Origin of the sequence: Paracandidimonas soli, assembly GCF_004342005.1 — a bacterium.
GTDB classification, from domain to species: Bacteria; Pseudomonadota; Gammaproteobacteria; order Burkholderiales; family Burkholderiaceae_B; genus Paracandidimonas; species Paracandidimonas soli.
Genome location: NZ_SMBX01000007.1, coordinates 136635 through 158006, shown reverse-complemented (window position 1 = coordinate 158006; position 21372 = coordinate 136635). Strand labels below are relative to the sequence as shown.

The following is a 21372-nucleotide window of genomic DNA, read 5'->3' as shown; positions in this document are numbered from 1 at the left end:
CGTCGATGTGTCAATCATGCAGAATCAGTGCCTGTGAACACTTTCTCCTGGAACGCACATGAAGACATACCGTATCGCCACGATCCCCGGTGACGGCATCGGCAAGGAAGTCATACCCGCAGGCCGCGAGGTCATGGAGGCCCTGGCGGACTCGGGATCCGGGTTCCGCTTCGTGTTCGAGGATTTCGACTGGGGCGGCGACTACTACCGCCGGCACGGGGTGATGATGCCCGAAGACGGTCTCGACGCATTGCGTGACAAGGACGCCATCCTGTTCGGTTCCGCCGGTGATCCGCATATTCCCGATCACGTCACGTTGTGGGGACTGCGCCTGAAGATCTGCCAGGGGCTGGACCAGTACGCCAATGTCCGTCCGACGCGCATCCTGCCCGGCATCGATGCGCCGCTGAAGCGCTGCGGCCCCGGAGACCTCGACTGGGTGATCGTGCGCGAGAACTCGGAAGGCGAGTACGCGGGCGTCGGCGGCCGCGTGCACCAGGGGCACCCGCTCGAAGCGGCGACGGATGTCAGCATGATGACGCGCGCGGGCGTGGAGCGCATCCTGCGTTTCGCGTTCCGGCTTGCGCAATCCAGGCCGCGCAAGCTGCTGACCGTGATCACCAAGTCGAACGCCCAGCGACATGCGATGGTGATGTGGGACGAAATCGCCGTGGAGATCGCGAAAGAGTTTCCCGACGTGACGTGGGACAAGGAGCTGGTCGATGCCGCCACGGCGCGCATGGTGAACCGGCCTGCGTCGCTGGATACGATCGTGGCGACCAATTTGCATGCGGACATCCTGAGCGATCTGGCCGCGGCGCTGGCCGGCAGCCTGGGCATTGCGCCGACCGGCAATATCGATCCCGAACGCCGCTATCCCTCGATGTTCGAGCCCATCCATGGCTCCGCGTTCGACATCATGGGCAAGGGGCTGGCGAATCCGATCGGCACATTCTGGTCGGTGGTCATGCTGCTCGAGCATCTGGGCGAGCAAGAGGCCGCCAAGGTATTGATGCAGGCCATCGAGGCCGTGACGGCGGATCCGTCGCTGCACACGGCGGATCTTGGCGGCAAGGCAAGGACGCAGGATGTGACGCAAGCCGTACGCGCGCGCCTGGCGGCCGCGGTTGCCGCATGACGCTCATCAGGCAGCCTGCCTGTGCGGGCTGCGTTTTCCGGAGCCGGCAGCCATAACCCGCGCATGCGGGAATCACAAGAAGCCAGCTCTTCCATGCAAGGGGGAGGCCAGGCCGGCCGGGCTGAATCCGGCCGGCCGCGTCCAACAGACAAAGGAGACATCCATGCATTGCATCAAGCGTTTTCATCGCGTGGCCCAGGCCGCGCTCGTTGCCACGGGCCTGGCATTGGGCGTCAATGCCGTGGCGCAGGAATGGCCGCAGCGTCCCATCAGCCTGATCGTGCCGTTTCCCACGGGCGGAACGACGGACGTCCTGGCAAGAGCTCTGGGCGAACAGCTGTCGAAAAACCTGGGGCAGCCTGTCGTGGTGGAGAACAAGCCGGGGGCGGGGGCCACGCTGGGCGCGGATTATGTCGCGAAGGCCAGGCCGGATGGCTATACCTTGCTGATGGGGGCGGTGCATCACACGATCGCGACCATCGTATACCCGTCGCTGCCATATAGCTTCCAGAAGGATCTGGCGCCTGTCACCACCGTGGCGATGGTGCCGAACGTGCTGGTCGTCAACGCGGAGCGGACGCCTTCGAAAACAGTGGCCGAACTGGTGGAACTGGCCAAGAAAAGCTCGCCGGAACTGGCCTATGGCTCGAATGGCAATGGCACGGCCCAGCACCTGATCGGAACGCAGTTCCAGCTGGCGACGGGCGCGAAGCTGCTGCATGTGCCCTATAAGGGAAGCGGGCCGTTGACGACGGACCTGCTGGGCGGGCAGGTCGCCATGTCCTTCGATACCCTGACGCCGGTGCTGCCGCATATCCAGGCGGGCAAGCTGCGCGCCCTGGCGGTGACGACTGCAAAACGTTCCAGCACCCTGCCGGACCTGCCGACGTTGCAGGAATCCGGGCTGGGCGACTTCGATATCGGAACCTGGTTCGGCATCATGGCTCCAGCGGGAACGCCCGAGCCGGTGCTGGATCGGCTGAACAAGGAGATCGTCGGTATCGTGACTTCCGATGATTTCCGCAAGCGCATGCTGGCGCTGGGCGCCGAAGTCATGGCCAGCTCGCGCCAGGAGTTCGCGCAGCGCATCGAGAACGAAACGGCCAAGTTTGGGCAACTGGTGAAGGAAGCGAACCTGAAGATCGAGTGATCGTCAGGTATTGCGGTGGTAGCGGCGGCATCTACTCACAAGGTATATGCCGCCGTTATGTTTTTGTTCGATCGCTCTTGGCTGCCCGCTGGATTGCCGCGAGGCCCAGGGCATGGCGCGCGGCCGTGACGCCGAATACGATTGCTGGCCCCAACGTGATTCCGGGCCCTGGGTAGGCGCCCTCCATCACGGAATGCATGTCGTTGCCGCAGGCATAAAGCCCCTCGATTGCCGAGCCGTCCTTGCGAAGTACGCGGGCGTGTTCGTCAGTGAGCAGGCCTGCCGCCATGCCGAGGTCGGCGGGAGTGACGGCCACGGCATAGAAAGGGCCGTGCTCGATGGGGGCGACACAAGGATTGGGCCGGCGCTCGCCGTCGCCCAGGTGGCGCTGGTAGATGTCGCCGCCGCGGTGGAATTCACTGTCCACGCCTTCGCGGGCGTCGGCATTGAAGCGTTGCAGGGTGTCGGACAGCGCGTCGGCGGGCACGCCGATGGCGATTGCCAGTTCCGCCACCGTGCCGGCCTTCTTGAGATAGCCGTCCCTGCACTCTTTGTGTGTGGATAGCGCGAATGGCCTTATGCGTCCCAGTCCGTATTTCCATAAGAAGCGGCTGTCGCAGACCAGCCAGGCGGGAATGGCGTCATTGCCTGCGTCCAACTGCGCCCGGCCGAACTCGTGGTAGGACAAGGCCTCGTTGACGAATCGGCGGCCATGGCGATTGACTGCGATGAGGCCGGGCTTGGCGCGGTCAGTGACTGTGTGCGGGAAGATGGCGTTCGATCCGTCATCGCGTTTCCAGGATGAGACTGGGACCCAGAAGGCCCGGGCGTCTCCGACATCATGACAGGGCGGGCTCAGGGCGGCGCCGGCTTCCAGCGCCAGCCGGACGCCGCCTTTGGCTGCGCCGGAGGCCATGGTCGCGGAGATCGGCTCTGCCTGCGGAGGAACGAAACTGGCGCGCAGGGCCGTGTCATGGGACAGGCCTCCGGTGGCCAGAATGACGCCGGTGCGTGACTCGAGCGTCTGCGCATGCCCGTCGAGGCTGGCCCGTATGCCTGTGACGCGCAGGCCATCCGAGACTAGGCTGTCGATGCGGGTATTGAGCGCAATCTCCACTCCCAGGTCGCGCGCCGATTTGAACAGCCGGGCGGCCAACGCATTGCCGAGCACGAGCGACGTCCCCCGATGCGCGCGCAGGCGCTGGCGCCCATAGCGGGTGATCAGCTTGAGCACATACAGCGCGGCAGCGGGCGAGCGCCATATTCGGCGCAGCCTGGGAATGTCCTCGCGGCTGATCATCATGCCGCCCAGCAGCATGAACTCGGGCAGGGGATCGCGAAGCAGCGCGAAATCGCTGCCCAGCTCCCGTCCGTCGAAGGGAACGGGTTCGAGCACGCGGCCGCCTGGAGTCGCGCCTTCCAGGTCAGGGTAATAGTCGGGATAGCGGCGCACAGGCTGCAGTTTGAGGGCAGTGCGGTCTTCGAGGTACTGGATGATGTCTGCGCCGTTGCGCAGGTACGCCTGCATGCGGGGATCGTCAGGGGCGCTTGGCACGAGCTGCGACAGGTAGCGCAAGGCGTTTTCCTGGCTGTCTTCGATGCCGGCTTCACGCATTTTCGCATTGGCCGGTATCCATACCATGCCTCCCGAGATGGCGGTCGTTCCGCCAACGCGGTTCGTGTGCTCAAGCAAGAGGACGCGATGTCCTTCCGCTGCGGCGGTGGAGGCAGCAGCGAGGCCAGCCGCTCCCGCGCCGATCACAATGAGGTCGTATGCGTGCATCATCGGCCAAGTGTAGGCTTGTGTGCCGACGGCAGCCACTAGCGTTTTCAGATGCCCATCATCTGATTCTGCGAAGATGCTGCGATTTGAATTGCCGGTCCATAGATGGCATTGTCGTGCAGGACGACGCCCTTCCATTTTTCCTGGTGGATCAGCGATGCCGTCACCTCTGCGATTTCACGCGCCACAGCCGAAACCGATGGCGAGTCCGTTTCGTCCTCAATGGCATAAATGTAGTTGCCGCGCACGAGCCGGGCGTCCGAGATCGAGATCGCTCGCCATTGACGGGTGCGTTCGTCCTGGGAGAGGATGGCAGCCATGGGCTTGATGGTGACGCCCATGCCTTCGTAGACGCAATCCATCAACAGGGACAGGGAATCGATTTCAGCGATAGTGTTGATGATCAGATTGCGTTGTTCGAAGGCGGCCGAGACCTGTCGCCTCAAGCCATGGGAAGCCGTGGGCAGTATCATCGGCAGCGCGGCGGCTTCCGCCAGGGTCAGGTGAGTACGGTCCTTGGGGATCAGGGGCGAGTCGGTGGGTGCCAGCACAAACAGTTCTTCCTGCAGCAGCGGAATCGGCTTCAGGTCGGGCAATGCATTCGGATTGAACAGAATGGCGAGGTCCAGCTGGCGCAGTCGCATCATCTGCGCCAGGTGTCCACTCATGCCTTCCACGACATTCAGGACGACTTGCGGATATTTCTGCCGTATCCAGCGCACCAGGGGAAGACCCAGCGCGCTGCGGGTGGTGGCGGCGAGCCCGAGCGACACCATGCCCTGGATATGCGGCGATTCCTGGCGGGCGATGGAGATGGCCTGGTCGTGATGGCGCAGCATCAGGCGCGCATGGTTGTAGAGCGCCTGCCCGCTTTCGGTAGGAGCGACGCCTTTCGCTGTCCGGTGCAGCAGCGGCTTGCCGACCTCGTCCTCGAGCTTGGATACCTGTTGGCTGAGGGCGGATTGGGCAATGTACAGTCGGCGCGATGCTTTGGTAAGGCTGCCGCTGTCGATGATTTCGATGAAGTACTTCAGTTGACGAAATTCCATGTTTCCATCCAGAAGTGAACCCGGCTCAATGTAGGCCATCCATTCTACTTATATATCCCAACGGAAAACAGTATTATCCATCCTGTGCGGTGAAGGCTTAAGCTTCGTGTGTATGCACTATGTGAAGCTATGAGGCTATGAAAATGGAAGTCGCAGAATTGCCTGAGACCTTGATCCGCAAGGGTGTGCTTATTGGTGGGGACTGGATTCCAGGGGAGTCCGGGGTGATCTCGGTAGTGAATAAGTACCGTGGAGTGGTGTTCGCTGAAGTCGAAACCCCATCTCGTACACAGGTGGCCATGGCAGTGGAGACTGCGCACGCCGCTTTCGTCGCGAACAGCCTTGGCCCTTATGAGCGGGGCCGGATTCTCGACCGTGCCGCCGATATTTTCGCGCAGCGCAAGGAAGTGCTGCAGAATCTCTTATGCATGGAAGCCGGCTTCACCATGAGTGATGCAGCCGGCGAGATCGGGCGCTGCGAACAGACCTTTCGCTTGTCGGCGGAAGAAGCCAGGCGCTTCGTCGGGGAAGCGATCCCCATCGAAGGGGCGCCTCGCCAGGCTGGGCGTATCTGCTGGACCATGCGGATTCCGCTGGGAGTCGTTTGCGCGATCACGCCGTTCAATGCTCCGTTGAATACCGTGGCGCACAAGGTGGCTCCGGCGCTGGCCGCCGGCAATGCCGTGATTCTCAAGCCATCGCCGCGCACGCCCGTGATCGCCTGCGAACTGGCCGATATCCTGATTGAGGCCGGACTGCCCAAAGGCATGATTTCCGTCCTTCATGGCGGCGCAGACGTTGTGCATGCTTTGTTGGACGAACCGCTTGTCCAGTTCTATGCATTTACCGGCAGCACCGAGGCGGGCCTGGCTATCCAGCAGCGCGCCGGTTTGCGCCGGACCCAGATGGAACTTGGTTCGATAGCGTTTGGCGTGCTATGTGAGGACGCCGACCTTGATTTCGCCATGGACAAAATCATAAATGCCGCCTACCGCAAAGCCGGCCAGGTCTGCACGTCCATCCAGGTTCTTCTCGTGCATGAGAGCATCTATCAAGCCACCCGTGATCGGTTGACGAAGCAAGTGCAAGGTCTGGCTGCAGGAGACCCATCCAGGCCGGAAACCTTCGTAGGGCCTGTGATCAGCACGGAATCGGCGGATCGCATCGAGGCCTGGATACGGGAAGCAGTGCAGGGCGGGGCGGTATGCCTGGCTGGCGGAAGCCGGGAAGGGAATGTCATTGCGCCGACGCTGCTTGAAAAGCTGGATGCCTGCATGCGGCTCGGCTGCCAGGAGGTATTCGGCCCCGTCATGTCGCTGGCGCCGTTTTCCAGCATCGAAGAAGCGATCCAGCGAATCAACGGCACGCCCTACGGACTCGCGACAGGCGTGTTTACCAATCGCCTCGACGATGCCTTCCGCTTTGCGCGGGAGCTTCAGGTGGGCGGCGTTCATATCAACGAAACCTCCAGCTCCCGCGTCGACATGATGCCCTACGGGGGATCGAAGGCCAGCGGCTTCGGGCGCGAAGGCCCTTACTATGCCATGCGTGAAATGAGCGAAGAGCGTGTGGTGACGTTTATTCCGGATACGCATCCAGGAGGCAAGTGATGACAAAGATGAAAGGCGGCGAGTTCATCGTCGATTACCTTATCGAACAAAAAGTGCCTTATGTTTTTGGCATCTGCGGCCATGGCAACGTAGGTATTCTCGACGCGCTGCATGCGCGCAAGGACGAGATCAAGCTGGTCTCGCCCAGGCACGAGCAGTGCGCCGGCCATATGGCGGATGGCTACTTCCGTGTGAAGCACGCTCCCGTGGCGACTCTGACCTCCACCGGGCCGGGTTCGGCCAATATGGTCATGCCGCTGGTGACTGCCTTGTCGGACTCCTCCGCATTCCTGGCGATCACGGCCAATGTGCCGACGTCGCAAGCCAATCGCGCACCCTTCCAGGAACTGTACAAGCACAACCAGGCGGATTTCGCCCAGGTGCTGCGGCCTGTGGTGAAGCGCAGCTTCCAGCCGTCGCGCGTCGACATGCTGCCGCTTGCCATGCGCCAGGCCTTCGATACGATGGTGACGGGGCGCCCCGGTCCCGTGAATCTCGATGTGCCGTACAACGTATTCCAGGAAGAGGGCGAGATCGAGATGCCGCCGCGCGGCCATGTGATGGGCGCCCACCGGCCGGCCGTCAGCGATGCCGACCTCGATGCGGCGCTGGACATGATTGCTTCGGCCAGGCGCCCGGTGTTCTTCATCGGCCAGGGTACGACGCTGTCCGAGGCCGGCCCCGAGCTGACAGAGTTGCAGGCCAGGCTAGGCATTCCGGTCATCACCTCCCCCAACGGCATGGGCTGCGTGCCGGCGGACGATCCGTTGACGCTGGGTTTCATCGGGCGCAACGGGGCTTATCCGGCCAATCAGGCCGGTCGTCATGCCGATCTCGTCATTTGCGTGGGAACGCGGTTCGATGACCGCTCTTCTTCCACCTGGCATCAGGGCTATTCGTGGAATTTCCCTGCGACCAGGTTGTTGCAGGTGGATATCGATCCGGCCGAGCTGGGGCGCAATTACGCGCCCAGCCTGGGCCTGATCGCCGACGCCAAGACGTTCTGCCGGCAATTGCTGGGCAGCCTTGAGCGGCGTAAGGATATACGGCATGGCAACTTCCAGGAGTGGCGCAGCGAGATTGCCGGCTGGCGCGAGGAATGGCGCAAATTCGTGGAGCCCAACTTCAATGCCATCACGACGCCCATTCGCCCAGAGTATGTCGTGGGGACGCTCCAGAAGACGCTGCCGGACGATGTCATCCTGACCCTGGATTCGGGGGTGCACCACAACTGGTTCATGCAGTTCTGGGAGCCGAAGCGTCCTGCGAGCATGCTGAACAGCTGGGGCTATTCCTCCATGGGCTTTGGCGTGTGCAGCGTGCTGGGAGCCCAATTGGCTGCGCCGGAACGGCCGTGCGTCGCCGTCATTGGTGACGGCGGTTTCATGATGGCTCCGTATGTCGTGGCAACGGCGGTGGAGTACGAGCTCCCCTGCGTCTGGATCATCTGGAACAACTTTGCCTGGGGCGCCATCCGGGACCTGCAATATGGCCTGTTCGATGGGCGCGAGATCGGCACCGGCTTCTACAAAGGGGCCCAGGGGCCGGGCGGCGAACGCTACAACCCCGACTTCGCCGTCTGGGCGCGGGCCTGCGGCGCCGATGGATACACGGTCACCCGCAGCGAGGATCTGGCGGCGGTGGTGGAACAGGCAGTGAGAAATCGTCGTCCTTGTGTCATCGATGTTCATATCGATTCGGATGTGCGGCCGATTTCCACCGGGACCTGGCAATTGCCGCCCATTCCCTACACGGAACCCGCATTCGGAAAACCCTGGAAAGCATGACATGGAAGATATCGTGGATAAGCGCCCGCTGAAGGGCATTCGTATTCTGGACCTGAGCAGAGTCTTTTCGGGGCCGTGGAGCACCCAGATCCTGGGCGACTTGGGCGCGGAGATCATCAAGGTCGAGCAGCCTGGGCGAGGCGACGACATGCGCCGGCTTGGGCCGCCGTTCCTGGCCGATCCTCAGGGCATGGCAACTGAAGAATCGTCTTATTACCTGAGTACGAACCGCAACAAGAAGTCCATTGCCGTGGATCTTTCCTTGCCTCAAGGCCAGGAAGCCATTCGCCGGTTGGCGGCTGTCTCGGATGTATTCATCGAGAACTTCAAGGTCGACAATCTTGCGAAATACGGTCTGGATTACCCTGCAATCTCGAAGATAAATCCGCGCATCGTCTACTGTTCCATTACCGCGTTCGGACAGACCGGCCCGAATCGCCATCGCTTGGGCTACGACACACTGCTCCAGGCGATGTGCGGAGTCATGAGCGTGACCGGTCACCCCGATCAGCATCCGGGAGGCGGTCCGGTCAAAGTGGGAATGGTGCTGTCGGACATGCTTGCGGGCATGTATGCCGCAACGGCGATTCTTTCAGCGCTGTACGCGCGTGACATCGGCGGCCAGACAGAAGCGCAGGGACAGCACATCGATATATCGATGTTCGATGCTCAGCTGGCCGCCATGTCACACCAGGCCATGCACTATCTGGTATCGGGCGAGAACCCCGCACGCTTTGGCAATGGCGCGCCATCGGTGTCTCCGTCCAATGCCTTCCGCTGCAGCGACGGCTACATCGTAATGGTGGCGGGCAACGATACGCAGTTCAAGAAGCTGTGCAGCGTAATCGGCGCTGAAGCGCTCGCCGAAGACCCGCGGTACCGCAGCAACGGCACCAGGGTCGTTCATCGCGAAGCCTTGATCCAGGATCTCGAGAATATCTTCCGCACTCGCACCAAGGCCGAATGGCTGGCCATCCTGGAGCAAGCCAACCTCGTTGCAGGGCCGATCAACGAAATGAGCGATGCATTCGCCGATCCGCAAATCGAAGCGCGTGGCATCGTGACCCATGCCATGCATGCCTGCGGCACGCAAGTGCCATTGATGGTTTCCCCGATGCGGATGTCGGCTACGCCATTGGATGTATATACGGCGCCACCAACCAATGGACAGCATACCTATGAGGTGCTGTCGTCCTTACTCAATATGGAGGATGCTGACATAGAAGAGGTATCCAGGCTTTCCCGAAACCCAGAACAGAACTAAAGCTCACCGGTCGAGCGGTGCGAAGGAGATATGAAAGTGAAGACGACAAACATGAAAAAACGGGCTCTTGTGGCGATATCCGCAGCGTTTTTTGCGGGTTCTTTCCTGGCCCCCGCCAGTGCAAGCGCACAGGGCGATCGAGGCGCCACGCGTTTGCTGGTTCCGTATGCCGCGGGCGGCGCCACGGACATCATGGCGCGGCAGCTGGCGGAAAAACTGGGTGAGCTGTGGAAGGCTCCGGTTGTCGTGGAGAATCGCCCCGGTGCGGCAGGGACAATCGCCTCGCGCGAAGCGGCTCAGTCCAAGCCGGATGGCAGGACCCTGATCATCGTGACCAGCGCGCACTCCATCAATGATCTGGTCTACCAGAAGCTGCCCTATGACACGCTGGCGGATTTCACGCCCATCAGCCAGGTAGCGGATATATCGAACGTGGTGCTTGCCAGCAAAGCCAGTGGCTACACGACGCTGAAGCAGGCGTTGGAAGCAGGCAAGGCCGATCCGAACGGCTTGTCCTACGGCACGGCCGGTGTGGGGACATCCGTGCACCTGGCCGGGGAGCTGTTGTCGTCCATGACCGGGGTGCCAATGACGCCGGTGCATTACAAGGGAGACCAGGAGTCCATCGTTGCGCTGGCCGGTGGCCAGATCCCATTGAGCATTAATACCGTGCCCGGCGCCCGGGCGCAAATTGAAGCCGGTCGAGTAACGGCGCTGGCCGTCACCGGTGGTACTCGCTCCTCGCTATTGAAGGATGTGCCCACCGTCGCCGAAAGCGGTGTGTCCGACTACGCCACCGGAAACTGGTTCGGCATCCTGGGGCCGGCAAGCATGGATGCCGCGGTGGTACAGCAACTGAACGCCGACATTGCCAAGGTACTTGGCGATCCCGCACTGGCGGCTCGCGTCGAAGGGCTGGGCCTGACCGTCAAGACGGGTACGCCGCAGGAATTCGATGCGCTTATCCGGAGCGATATAGACATGTGGCGTCCGATCATAAAGAAACTCAACCTGCGTAATGGCTAAAGGTGGAACGACATGGAATGGCTGCAAGATAGAGACATCGCTATCGTCGGCTGCGTGCAAACCAAATTGGCCAAGCGCAGCGGAAAGACAGCGCTGGAACTCGGCGGCGAGGCCCTGGCCGCGCTGATCGAGCAGACCGGCGTTGAGCGAGATCGAATCGACGGCTTTGCCAGCACCCTGGCCAATGCCGAGGCGGGCAACGCATTCTGGACCAGCGTGGTTTGCGAAACATTGGGTCTGTCCGTGAAATGGGCGCAGGTCTCCGATATCGGCGGATGCTCTGTGGCTGGGAATATTGCTCGCGCCGCAGCCGCTATACATTCGGGGTTGTGCGAGGTCGCGGTCTGCTTGGCTGCTGATGCCCCGTCCACCCGCTTTACGACGGTGCAAAGCGGCTATCGGCAGGAATTCTGCGACCCGTTCGGCTATGGGCTGCCGGTATCGTTCGGATTGCTGTCATCCGCCTATGCAGCCCGATATGGATTGCCCGAGCGCGGCATGGCCAAGCTGGCAGTCACCCAACGGGCCGGCGCCCTGCTCAACGATCTGGCATGCGAGGCATTGCGTACTCCTCTGTCCGAAGACGAATACCTTGCCTCGCGCATGATTTCTGAGCCATTGAGGCTGCTGGACTGCGTCATGCGGTGCGACGGAGCCAATGCCTTCATGGTGATGTCAACCAAGATGGCCCGCTCGCTGGGGATGAAGCAGTTCGTGCATCCGGTGGCCTATCGCGAGCGATTGAATTTCGATCCACGCGGCGAGATTGACGACATCACCGTGACCGGGTTTTCCGAAGTCGGCCCTGCCTGCCTGAAGGCGGCGGGTTGGCGTCCTTCAGACGTGCAGTCGTTTCATCCATACGACGATTTCTACATAGCGCTGATCCTGCAGCTGGAGCAAATCGGGTTCTGCGGGACCGGCCAGGCGGAATCCTTCATTCTGGATACCGATATCGGGTTGCGGGGGACTTTGCCGATCAATACGGGAGGCGGCCAAATATCGGCGGGCCAGCCTGGCCTGGCTGGCGGTGGAGTGAATCTGTACGAGGCCGTTGCCCAATTGCTGGGCCGCGCCGGGCCGCGTCAATTGCGCTCGGCCCAGAACGCCCTGGTGACAGGCATCGGCGTCCTTCAGTACGCCCGCAACTGGGGGTGCAGCAGCGCACTCGCCCTGGAGGCAGGAGCATGAGCAATAAAGCACCTCTGATCATCACCGACACATCGCGGCCCTTCTGGGAAGCCATTGCGCGACGCGAACTGCTGCTTCAGTACGATGCCGGGGCCGACCGCTACCAATTCTATCCGCGGCCGATCAGCTTGCATACGACGGAGCAATTGCAATGGCGCAAAGCATCGGGATACGGAGTCCTGATCGCCGCCACGCGCACGCATTTTGCAGCAGCGGGCTTTGCCGACCGGATCCCTTACTGGGAGGGCCTGATCAAGCTGGACGAAGGCCCGCGTATTTTCGCTCCCCTGGGCGGTGCGGGAGAAGACGGATGGCAGCTGGGCATGCGTATGCGCATTGCCTGGCCGGAGAAAAATGGCGAGGACCACCCGTTCTGGTTCGAAGCAGCCTCCGGCCCTGCCTGAGGGCGAGCTTTACATGCCGCCCGATCAGGAGCGGTACCCATCATGAGCATCAGCGCGCCATTCCCGGTCGCGGAAAAATTGAAAGAGGACTCGACATGAACAAGAAACTGGCCTTGGTGTTTGGCGGATCCCGTGGCATCGGCGCCGCCTGCGTCCAGGCATTGGCCAATGACGGCTTCGATGTGGCATTTACCTATGTATCCAGCAAACCGGCACAGCCCTTGGAAGGCGGTAGTCGGGTGATGTCCTATCAGGTGGATATCGCCGATGACGCTCAGGTGGCCAAGGTATTCTCCGACGTGACGCGAGACTTCGGTACGCAGCCGCACTGCGTAGTGGCCAATGCCGGCATCAACGTACCGCCCGCTCCCGTCCATCAGTTCGATAGCGACAACTTCCGCAAGCTGGTCGAAATCAACATCGTAGGTGCGTTCAATATCCTGCGTCACGCCGGGCAGCAAGTCGTCGATGGTGGATCGGTAGTGGCGCTGACCACCTCGCTGGTGCGCCATGCCGCGGCGGGCCTCGGACCGTACAGTGCATCCAAGGCGGCAGTCGAATGCCTGGTGCGCGCCATGGCCAAGGAACTGGCGCCTCGCGGCGTGCGAGTCAATGCCGTAGCGCCTGGCCCGGTGGACACCGATTTGTTCCGCGCCGGAAAGACCGATGAGGCCAGGCAGCGATCGGCTGCCATGAGTCCGTTCAATCGCATCGGCTCGCCGGGTGAAATAGCTCAAGTCGTGGCATTCCTGGTGTCGGACAAGGCATCGTGGGTGCACGGACAGATCGTGCAGCCCAATGGCGGGCTGATATGAGCGCCTTGAACCCGCGCGCGCCCATTATCGTTGGGGTTGGAGACCTGACCGACACTGATACGCCGGCATCGTTGGGGCGATCCCCGTACGATCTGATCGCCCAGGCCGCGCGCCTGGCACTGGCCGATACGCAGTCGACCGACATTATCGGCTCCATCGATACGGTGGCAATGCTGCGCTCGTATGCGGATACGTCGCATCGATTCGCCACCCGGCTGGGCGGGTCGAGCAATCCGCCCAAGAGCCTGGCGGATCGGCTTGGCCTGAATGCCAAGCGGTATATCTATACATGGAACGGCGGCAATATGCCGCAATACCTCGTGAACGACTTCGCCGAGGCTATCTCGCGTGGCGAAATGCGCGCGGCGCTGGTGGCGGGCGGAGAAGCCCTGCGGACGCAACATGCGCTGGAGCGCGCCCAGTCCGACATTTCCTGGCACGAAGACCCGGGAGGGGCACCAGAACTGATCGGTGATCCACGCCGAGGCTGGAACGATGAAGAAGACCGCCATGGCATGCGGGCGGCCATTGCCATGTATCCTCTTTTCGAGAATGCAATACGCGGCCAGCGAAAGGCTTCGGTCGACGAGCATATGCAAAGCATGGCAAGACTGATGGCGCGGTTCGCCGACGTGGCTCGCCAGAATCCGCTGGCCACGCGCCGCGCAGGCTGGTCGGCCGAAAGGTTGTCCGCTGTCGATGAGGAAAACCGCTGGATCGGATTTCCCTACTCGCGCTTCATGGTCTCGAATGCCTTTATAGACCAGGCTGCCGCATTCATCGTCACATCGGTCCAGGTTGCCCAGGAGTGCGGCATTCCTCGGGAAAAGTGGGTTTACCTGCATGGTTGCGCTGACGCGCACGACACTTGGTACACATCCGAACGCTACGATCTGCACTCATCCCCCGCAATGCGGGCGGCGTCCCGGCAGGCTCTGGACATGGCTGGGTGCGGCATTGGGGATATCGACATTCTGGATATCTATAGCTGCTTTCCATCGGCAGTCGAGATTGCCTGCAAGGAGCTGGGGATCAAGGAAGACGACCATCGAAACCTGACAGTGACAGGAGGTCTCGTCTATTTTGGCGGTCCCGGCAACAGTTATGTCGTTCTGTCCATTTGCGAAATGATGCGCAGGCTGCGCGCCGCGCCTGGCAAGCGAGGACTGATCACGGCAAACGGCAATTGGGTCACCAAGCATTCCTACGGAATCTATTCCACTACGCCTCCTCGGCAACCGTGGGAAAGGGCTGCGCCGGCAATGCTGCAGGCCGAGCTGGATCGCCTGCCGGCGGCGCCCGTCGCCCGCCAGCCAGCGGGCCGCGCAGTCATCGAAACCTATACCGTGATGCATGATCGGAGCGGTCCCTCTTTTGCCATTGTTCTGGGACGCCTGGCCGCGACAAACGAACGCTTCATAGCCAATACACCCGACGATCTCGCCACGCTCAACGATCTTCAAGCGCGTGAAAGCCTTGGCCGCGCCGGCACCGTGACACAGCGGGGCGGCCTCAATCTTTTCACGCCCGACTGACAACATGGATATATCTCATTGCACGGCACTCTTGCGTACTGCGCTCGATCCCCGATCGATCGCCATCATCGGCGCATCGGAAAACCCCAACAAAGTAGGGGGGCGCCCGCTGCGCTTCCTGACGCAGTTCGGCTTCCGGGGGAAGATCTACCCCATCAATCCGAAACGCACGGAAACCCAGGGTTTGCCTACATGGGCAGCGCTGGAGGATCTGCCGGAAACACCCGACCTCGCGATTATCGCCGTCGCTGGCCAGGCCGCATTCGACGCCATCGACGCCTGTGGCCAAGCCGGCGTCAAGATCGCAGTGGTGATGACTGGGGGGCTGACAGAGAGCGATCCTGTGAACGGCAAGCAGAAAGAGCGCGAGATGGTCGCAAGAGCGCAGGCTCATGGCATGCGCATCATCGGACCGAACTCCCAAGGCATTGCCAATTTCGGCACTGGAGCCATTGCCAGCTTTTCGACGATGTTCGTCGAAGTGCCGCCAATGGACGGACCGGTCGGCATCATCAGCCAAAGCGGCGCAATGAGCGTGGTTCCGTACGGTTTGCTGCGCCAGCGCGGTATCGGGATACGCCATAGCCATGCCACAGGCAACGACTGCGATGTCACTGCGTGCGAGATGGCAACAATCGTGGCTGAGGATCCAGCCCTGAAAGTATTGCTGTTGTATCTGGAAGGCCTTCCAGATCCGCACAGACTGGCTCAGGCGGCGGCTGTCGCACGAGAGCGCGGATTGTTCATCATGGCGATAAAGAGCGGGCGCACGGCCGCCGGCCAGGCGGCCGCGCAGTCGCATACCGGTGCACTGGCCAGCGAAGACAGGGTGGTCGATGCCTTTTTCCGGCAGCACGGCATCCTGCGCGCCAAGGACATGCGCGAAATGGTGGACGGTGTCGAGCTATACCTGAAGGGATGGCGCCCTCGCGGGAAGCGGGTGGTTGCCATCAGTACTTCGGGCGCCACCTGTGTGATGGCGGCGGATGCAATCGCATCTACCGGCCTGTCTCTGGCGAATTTTTCCGATGGCACAGTGGCCAAGCTGCGCGAAGCTCTGCCGCCAATCGCATTGCCCAACAACCCTATCGATCTGACCGGCGCAATGCTGACTGACAGCAGCCTGTTCGGACGTACGCTGAAGGCGCTTGCGGCCGAACCCGGTATTGATGCTTTCCTGACCGGGCTGCCGGTCTCGGGCGCTGGATACGACGTGCCGCGCTACTCCCGCGATGCGGCGGCTTGCATTGAGGAAACGCAGCGCCCGTTCCTGTGCTCCGCGGCGCAGCCCAGCGTCAGGGACGCATTTCGCGCCCAGGGCGTGCCTACGTTCGAGACGGAAACAGACGCTGTGCAAGCGCTGGGCCGTTTCGTCGCTCACTGGGGCCTGGTCGAGAGTATGAATCGGCGGATCGCCGCGGGTTGCATTCCTTACGTGGGCGTATGCGAAACGCTTGCGGGTGAAGCAAGCATGCTGGACGAGGCGGGCAGTCTTGCTCTGTTGGCAAAAGCAAAGATCTGCACGATACCGCATCAGGAATGCGACTCGGAGGAGTCAGCGGTGCACGCATTTCAGGCCATGGGTGGGCCCGTTGTACTGAAAGGTTGCTCAGCCAGCGTAGCGCACAAGACTGAACTGGGACTGGTGCATCTGGATCTGCGCGATGAGACATCCGTCAGGCAAGCATGGCGTGATGTCTCGGCCGCAATGCAAAGTCATGGGCTCCTGCCGGTACGTGCGATTGTGGCCCGGATGGCCAAGGGGATCCACGAAATGATGATTGGCGCGCACCGCGATCCGCTATTCGGACCTGTCGTGGTATTCGGCGCCGGAGGCAAATACGTGGAAGCGCTGCCGGATGTCGCCATGCTGCTGCCGCCATTCTCTCGCGAAGACGTCAAGTCGGGCCTTGCATCGCTGCGCATGGCGCCATTGCTGCAAGGCGTACGGGGCGAACCCGAACTGGACGTGGAGGCCTTCGTGGACAGTGTCATGCGGGTGCAGGACCTGATGGCCGATCCCTTGCAGTACATCGACAGCATCGATCTAAATCCCGTCATCCTGAGGCCGGTGGGAGACGGGTGCGTCGCAGTGGACGCGGTGGTGTATCGCACCGGCTGAATCCGACGCAACACAGACAAAAGATCCATAACGAGGAGACAGTCATGAGATTCATGAACATACTGAAAGCTGTAGCGGCAGCCGCGCTTTGCGCACCCTTCATCGCGCAAGCGGCCTGGCCCGACAAGCCGATACGCCTGGTGGTGCCATATCCGCCTGGAGGGATGACGGATGTATTCGCCCGCCCGTTGGGGCAAAAGATGTCCGAGCTGCTGGGGGTTCCCGTAGTGATCCAGAACCGGGCCGGAGCCGGCGGGACGGTAGGATCGGCAGCCGTGGCGCGTGAAGCTCCGGATGGCTATACCCTGATCCTGGGGACTTTCGGCACTCATGCCGTCAATGACGCCCTGTTCAAGGAGTTGCCCTATAACTCACTGAAAGACTTTACTCCCGTATGCACTGTCGCCGCAGTACCCAGCGTGTTGTCCGTGAATGCCTCGTCTTCCATCCAATCGTTGGCGCAGTTGCTGGGTACGGCGCGCGCGAATCCAGGGGAGCTGACGCACGCCAGTACCGGCATAGGCGCTTCGCCCCAGTTGCTGATCGAACTCCTGAAACAAGAAGCGAAGGTGGATATCAGGGATATTCAGTACAACGGCGGAGGGCCGGCCATGATGGCGTTGCTGGGCAACCAGGTGTCGATGATATTCGATACGATCGGAACGTCGATGACGCAAATCAAGGCAAACGCAATCCGTCCCCTGGCTATCAGCAGCAAGTCCCGTTCCCCTCTCTTGCCCGATGTTCCCGCGGTGGCCGAGACACTGCCAGGTTTCGAAGTAGTGCCCTGGTTCGCCATCTGGGCGCCTGCGGGCACGCCGCCCGACGTCGTCCAGAAGCTGAACGATGCCATCAACACTGCATTGAAGGCTCCCGACGTGGGACAGAAATTCTCCGGTATAGGAGCCGAAGTCATGGGAGGAAGCGTAGCCGATTTCGCTGCTTTCCACCGTGCCGAATACGACCGATGGGCACAATTCATCCGTGACACCGGCATCAAGCTCGAATAGGAGTGCAAGAATGTCTGCTACCGAATTATTTTCGCCGCTTGCCTTGCGGGGCATAGTACTGAAAAACCGCATCATGCTGTCCCCCATGGCCCAGTACGCTGCCCTGGACGGCAGCGTCACCGACTGGCACTTCGCGCATTTCGCCAAATTCGCTGCGGGAGGAGTCGGTCTGATATTCACGGAGGCGACCAAGGTCGAGCGGCGCGGCCTGGGCACGGTGGGCGACATGGGCCTTTGGAAAGATGAACAGATGGCGCCGTTATCGCGGATTGTGGACTTCATCCATGCCCAGGGCGCTGCTGCCGGCATCCAGCTCAACCATGCGGGCCGCAAGGCAGGCACGCTCCGGCCCTGGGAAGGATATGGCACCCTGGACAGGAGCGTGCCTATCGAAGGCCAGCAGCATTGGGAGGTGATAGGCCCCAGTCCTATTGCGTATATGGAGGGCTGGCCGACGCCGCGCGAAATGTCCGAGAGCGATATTGAAACCGTGATCGACGCCTTCGCCCAGGCAGCACGTCGCGCCGACAGCATTGGTTTCGATGTGCTTGAACTGCATGGCGCGCACGGATATCTGATTCACCAGTTTCTGTCCGAGGCCTGCAATCGACGCAGCGACCGTTGGGGCGGCAGCCTTGAGAACCGCATGCGTTTCGCGCTGGAGATTGCTGCTGCCGTGCGTCGCGCCTGGCCCGAGGGAAAGCCTTTGTTCTTCCGTATTTCCGCCGTGGACGAAGGCGGCTGGACACTGTCCGACTCTGCGCGCCTGTGCGCCGAGCTGAAAAAGCGGGGCGTGGATGTGATCGATTGCTCGTCGGGCGGGATAGGCACTCGTTCTCCCACGGCCGCCGCCATCAAGCGGCCCATGGGGTTCCAGGTGTCCTACGCCAGGCAGATACGCAAATCAGTCGATATTGCGACTGCCGCGGTCGGCTTGATCATCGAGCCCAGCCACGCAAACGCAATCATTGAGCGAGGAGACGCCGACTTGGTCGCCATCGGACGCGAATTGTTGTTCAACCCGTTCTGGGCGCACCATGCCGCGGCGCAGCTAGCCGAAGATCCGGATTTCGAAATGATGCCGCCCCAGTACCAGTGGTGGCTGCAGCGGCGAAGCAAGGCAGGCTATGGACCGGCGGCCTGATCCCGCAGGCGTTGCAGGACGCCCCGTTACCGTGGTGACTGGCGCGGCGGGAGGCATCGGCCGCGAGTTGGTACGGTCCTTGCTGGAGCAGGGGCACCATGTCCTGGCAGTGGCGCGCCGGCCCGCCGTATTTGCCGAAGCCTCGCAGGCCTGGCCGGGAGCCCTGGTGCAAGTGGAGGCGGATCTGGCGCTTCAGTCGGGAAGAGATGCGGTTGTGGAGGCGGTCCTGCGGCACTTCGGCGGCTTGACTGCGCTAATCAATAATGCGGGCGTAGGCATGGGCAGCATCCGGCCGGACTACTACAAGCGTTCGTTGAGACTGGACGAGATCGATGCATCGATACTGCAGAGATTCATGGACATCAATGCGCATGCACCCATTGCGCTCGCCTTGGCGCTACTGCCGATGTTCAACCGGCACTGGGGCAGGATAGTCAACGTCGGCACTAGCCTGACAGCCATGCTGCGCCCCGGGTTCCTGCCCTACGCCATGTCGAAGGCCGCCCTGGAGTCGGCCTCGGCGGTAATGGCGGCGGATCTGCGGGGCACTCCGATCACCGTCAATGTCCTGAATCCGGGCGGGCCGGTGGATACGCCTATGGCAAGACGAGAAGAAAAGGCGAGGCAAGATGCCCTGATATCTCCCGCACTGGTGGCTCCACCCGTCTGCTGGCTGGCATCCGAGGCTTCTGGAGGCATGCATGGCCGCCGCGTGACCGCAACTCGCTGGAATGCATCCGCGCCCATGGATGCCGCCGATCCCATAGGCTGGCCGCAGTTGGCCAATGATTCCACCTGGACGGCCGAGCCGCCCATCGACATACAAGGAAAGCCGGCCTGATCGGTTTTCGAATCCAATTCCATTCGTCAACAAGGTAGACAAGCCATGAAAGACAATCCAAACAAGCAAGCCCAAGAAAACGATGCAGCCGTGCCCTATGCCGCGGCGGTAACACGCAATCTGGCGGAATTGTTCTGGACGGAGTATCCAGGACATTATCACCAGGCCTTGTCGAAGGCCATCGTTACTCCGGACCTGACGGGAAGCAAGTTCTTCGACCACAGGATTTCGTGTTACGAGCCGGGAGCCTATGTGGAAAGCCATGTCCACAAGGTCCAGGAGCAGATCTACCATATGCTGAGCGGGGAGGGCGTGTTGATCACCGACGGCGAGCGCCGCGTGGTGAGGGCGAAAGATGTTGCTTTCATCCCGCCGGGCGTCGTGCACGAACTGCATTGCACGGGGACGGAGCCTTTGGTGTTTCTCGTCATCACCACGCCTCCGAGCGACGAATAGGAAGGCGACATGGCGAAGCGTATTCTCGTAACGGGCGCGTCGGGCTGGCTGGGGCTCGGTATCGTCAAGGCGCTGCTGGCGCGCGGCGATGAGGTCATTGGTCTGGACATACACATGTCGCCGCAATTGTCGGCGTTGCGGCAGCACTATCCCAGGTTCGCTTCAGTAGAAGCGGATCTGGGAGAATGGTCGCAGGTGATGGAGGCCTTCCGCAAGCATGAGCCCCAGGCCGTGGTCCATGCGGCGGCGATCGTCGGTGTCGTGCATGCGGCCGACATCCCTGTAAAGGCAATGCGAGTCAATGTCGAGGGCTCGGTCAATCTTTTCGAGGCCATGCGCTTCCACGATGTCAAACGCGTGGTGAACATCAGTACCGAAGAGACCTACGGAGACTTCACTGCCCACATCATCGACGAGACGCATCCCCAGAAGCCCACCAGCGTCTACGGCCTGACCAAGCTCGCAGCGGAGCACTACGGTCGAATCTATGCGGACCGGTACGGGATAGAGTGCATCAATACACGCACGTGCTGGGTGTATGGCCCCGATCTGCCCAGGGCCCGCGTACCCAAAGTGTTCATCGATGCGGCGCTGGCTGGCCAGTCCTATCATCTGAAGGCGGGCGGCGATCTGGCCGTGGACCAAGTGTATATAGACGATACCGTCGCGGGCGTCCTGCTGGCGCTGGACAAACCCAAGCACCGTTTCGATGCCTACCACATCGCCACCGGGCAGGCTCCCTCCATCGATGATGTGGCGCGCATCGTTCGCGAGCTGGTTCCGGGAGCCGATGTGTCGACCTCTCCGGGCTGGTACCTGCATGGCGACAAGTTTCCCACGGCCAAGAAGGGAGCCCTGGACATCTCCCGAGCGCGCAAGGAGCTGGGCTACGCTCCCAAGTACGATCTCCGGAAAGGCATCGAGCATACCCTGAGTCTCGCGCGCGAGTCGCTGCGAAGCGCCTGATCGTCCGCAGCGCCTGCAATCAGGCGCTTGCACTGCGACTGGCCGTGCCGGACGAGCCGGCTGAAGTGCAAGCGCAAGCCT

The 21372-nt window shown here is 61.7% G+C and carries 18 protein-coding genes; 16 read left to right on the top strand and 2 right to left on the bottom strand.

What is annotated here, in order from left to right; all coding sequences use genetic code 11:
• Positions 1-58 precede the first annotated feature (58 nt).
• Positions 59-1138 (top strand): tartrate dehydrogenase, encoded by a 1080-nt coding sequence (locus tag EV686_RS13985; protein WP_132477570.1) that lies wholly within the window; start codon positions 59-61, stop codon positions 1136-1138.
• Positions 1139-1301: 163 nt separating this feature from the next.
• Positions 1302-2288: a Bug family tripartite tricarboxylate transporter substrate binding protein gene (locus EV686_RS13980; RefSeq protein ID WP_132477569.1), complete on the top strand. Its 987-nt coding sequence runs from the start codon at positions 1302-1304 to the stop codon at positions 2286-2288.
• Positions 2289-2343: 55 nt separating this feature from the next.
• On the opposite strand, the gene EV686_RS13975 is transcribed toward EV686_RS13980, so the two are convergent.
• Positions 2344-4071 (bottom strand): FAD-dependent oxidoreductase, encoded by a 1728-nt coding sequence (locus tag EV686_RS13975; protein WP_243650896.1) that lies wholly within the window; start codon positions 4069-4071, stop codon positions 2344-2346.
• Between the two features lie 47 nt (positions 4072-4118).
• Positions 4119-5120, bottom strand: a complete 1002-nt coding sequence (locus tag EV686_RS13970; protein ID WP_132477567.1) for a LysR substrate-binding domain-containing protein — start codon at positions 5118-5120, stop codon at positions 4119-4121.
• A 143-nt stretch (positions 5121-5263) separates the two neighbouring features.
• On the opposite strand from EV686_RS13970, the gene EV686_RS13965 reads away from it, so the two are divergent.
• From EV686_RS13965 to EV686_RS13900, 14 genes are all read left to right on the top strand, one after another.
• Positions 5264-6730, top strand: coding sequence for an aldehyde dehydrogenase family protein (locus EV686_RS13965; RefSeq protein ID WP_207901782.1), 1467 nt, complete (start codon positions 5264-5266; stop codon positions 6728-6730).
• Positions 6730-8517: a thiamine pyrophosphate-binding protein gene (locus EV686_RS13960; protein WP_132477565.1), complete on the top strand. Its 1788-nt coding sequence runs from the start codon at positions 6730-6732 to the stop codon at positions 8515-8517. The genes EV686_RS13965 and EV686_RS13960 overlap by 1 nt, the downstream gene beginning before the upstream one ends.
• Position 8518: 1 nt before the next feature.
• A complete protein-coding gene (locus tag EV686_RS13955) occupies positions 8519-9781 on the top strand; it encodes a CaiB/BaiF CoA transferase family protein (protein WP_132477564.1) in 1263 nt (420 codons plus the stop codon).
• 36 nt (positions 9782-9817) lie between these two features.
• Positions 9818-10807 carry a Bug family tripartite tricarboxylate transporter substrate binding protein gene (locus EV686_RS13950; RefSeq protein ID WP_165972616.1) on the top strand — a complete coding sequence of 330 codons (990 nt, stop codon included), beginning with the start codon at positions 9818-9820 and terminating at the stop codon, positions 10805-10807.
• A 12-nt stretch (positions 10808-10819) separates the two neighbouring features.
• Entirely contained in the window at positions 10820-11998 is a 1179-nt protein-coding gene (locus tag EV686_RS13945; protein WP_132477562.1) for a thiolase family protein, read from the top strand.
• Positions 11995-12402 carry a Zn-ribbon domain-containing OB-fold protein gene (locus EV686_RS13940; protein WP_132477561.1) on the top strand — a complete coding sequence of 136 codons (408 nt, stop codon included), beginning with the start codon at positions 11995-11997 and terminating at the stop codon, positions 12400-12402. Before EV686_RS13945 ends, EV686_RS13940 begins: the two co-directional genes overlap by 4 nt.
• Before the next feature lie 95 nt (positions 12403-12497).
• Positions 12498-13217, top strand: a complete 720-nt coding sequence (locus EV686_RS13935) for an SDR family NAD(P)-dependent oxidoreductase (RefSeq protein ID WP_132477560.1) — start codon at positions 12498-12500, stop codon at positions 13215-13217.
• Complete coding sequence (locus EV686_RS13930; protein WP_132477559.1) at positions 13214-14752, top strand: acetyl-CoA acetyltransferase; 1539 nt, start codon at positions 13214-13216, stop codon at positions 14750-14752. Before EV686_RS13935 ends, EV686_RS13930 begins: the two co-directional genes overlap by 4 nt.
• 4 nt (positions 14753-14756) lie before the next feature.
• Positions 14757-16874: an acetate--CoA ligase family protein gene (locus tag EV686_RS13925; RefSeq protein ID WP_132477558.1), complete on the top strand. Its 2118-nt coding sequence runs from the start codon at positions 14757-14759 to the stop codon at positions 16872-16874.
• Between the two features lie 44 nt (positions 16875-16918).
• Positions 16919-17884 (top strand): Bug family tripartite tricarboxylate transporter substrate binding protein, encoded by a 966-nt coding sequence (locus EV686_RS13920; RefSeq protein ID WP_132477557.1) that lies wholly within the window; start codon positions 16919-16921, stop codon positions 17882-17884.
• A 10-nt stretch (positions 17885-17894) separates the two neighbouring features.
• Entirely contained in the window at positions 17895-19028 is a 1134-nt protein-coding gene (locus EV686_RS13915; protein WP_132477556.1) for an NADH:flavin oxidoreductase/NADH oxidase, read from the top strand.
• A complete protein-coding gene (locus tag EV686_RS13910; RefSeq protein ID WP_132477555.1) occupies positions 19012-19869 on the top strand; it encodes an SDR family oxidoreductase in 858 nt (285 codons plus the stop codon). Before EV686_RS13915 ends, EV686_RS13910 begins: the two co-directional genes overlap by 17 nt.
• A 45-nt stretch (positions 19870-19914) precedes the next feature.
• Positions 19915-20325 (top strand): cupin domain-containing protein, encoded by a 411-nt coding sequence (locus EV686_RS13905; RefSeq protein ID WP_132477554.1) that lies wholly within the window; start codon positions 19915-19917, stop codon positions 20323-20325.
• A 9-nt stretch (positions 20326-20334) separates the two neighbouring features.
• Positions 20335-21291, top strand: a complete 957-nt coding sequence (locus EV686_RS13900) for an NAD-dependent epimerase/dehydratase family protein (RefSeq protein ID WP_132477553.1) — start codon at positions 20335-20337, stop codon at positions 21289-21291.
• The last annotated feature ends 81 nt before the right edge of the window (positions 21292-21372 follow it).

Bases quoted from the DNA above. Each gene is read 5' to 3' on its own strand.
- EV686_RS13985 (WP_132477570.1), top strand. From the start codon at position 59: ATGAAGACATACCGTATCGCCACGATCCCCGGTGACGGCATCGGCAAG.
- EV686_RS13980 (WP_132477569.1), top strand. From the start codon at position 1,302: ATGCATTGCATCAAGCGTTTTCATCGCGTGGCCCAGGCCGCGCTCGTT.
- EV686_RS13975 (WP_243650896.1), bottom strand. From the start codon at position 4,071: ATGCACGCATACGACCTCATTGTGATCGGCGCGGGAGCGGCTGGCCTC.
- EV686_RS13970 (WP_132477567.1), bottom strand. From the start codon at position 5,120: ATGGAATTTCGTCAACTGAAGTACTTCATCGAAATCATCGACAGCGGC.
- EV686_RS13965 (WP_207901782.1), top strand. From the start codon at position 5,264: ATGGAAGTCGCAGAATTGCCTGAGACCTTGATCCGCAAGGGTGTGCTT.
- EV686_RS13960 (WP_132477565.1), top strand. From the start codon at position 6,730: ATGACAAAGATGAAAGGCGGCGAGTTCATCGTCGATTACCTTATCGAA.
- EV686_RS13955 (WP_132477564.1), top strand. From the start codon at position 8,519: ATGGAAGATATCGTGGATAAGCGCCCGCTGAAGGGCATTCGTATTCTG.
- EV686_RS13945 (WP_132477562.1), top strand. From the start codon at position 10,820: ATGGAATGGCTGCAAGATAGAGACATCGCTATCGTCGGCTGCGTGCAA.
- EV686_RS13940 (WP_132477561.1), top strand. From the start codon at position 11,995: ATGAGCAATAAAGCACCTCTGATCATCACCGACACATCGCGGCCCTTC.
- EV686_RS13935 (WP_132477560.1), top strand. From the start codon at position 12,498: ATGAACAAGAAACTGGCCTTGGTGTTTGGCGGATCCCGTGGCATCGGC.
- EV686_RS13930 (WP_132477559.1), top strand. From the start codon at position 13,214: ATGAGCGCCTTGAACCCGCGCGCGCCCATTATCGTTGGGGTTGGAGAC.
- EV686_RS13925 (WP_132477558.1), top strand. From the start codon at position 14,757: ATGGATATATCTCATTGCACGGCACTCTTGCGTACTGCGCTCGATCCC.
- EV686_RS13920 (WP_132477557.1), top strand. From the start codon at position 16,919: ATGAGATTCATGAACATACTGAAAGCTGTAGCGGCAGCCGCGCTTTGC.
- EV686_RS13915 (WP_132477556.1), top strand. From the start codon at position 17,895: ATGTCTGCTACCGAATTATTTTCGCCGCTTGCCTTGCGGGGCATAGTA.
- EV686_RS13910 (WP_132477555.1), top strand. From the start codon at position 19,012: ATGGACCGGCGGCCTGATCCCGCAGGCGTTGCAGGACGCCCCGTTACC.
- EV686_RS13905 (WP_132477554.1), top strand. From the start codon at position 19,915: ATGAAAGACAATCCAAACAAGCAAGCCCAAGAAAACGATGCAGCCGTG.
- EV686_RS13900 (WP_132477553.1), top strand. From the start codon at position 20,335: ATGGCGAAGCGTATTCTCGTAACGGGCGCGTCGGGCTGGCTGGGGCTC.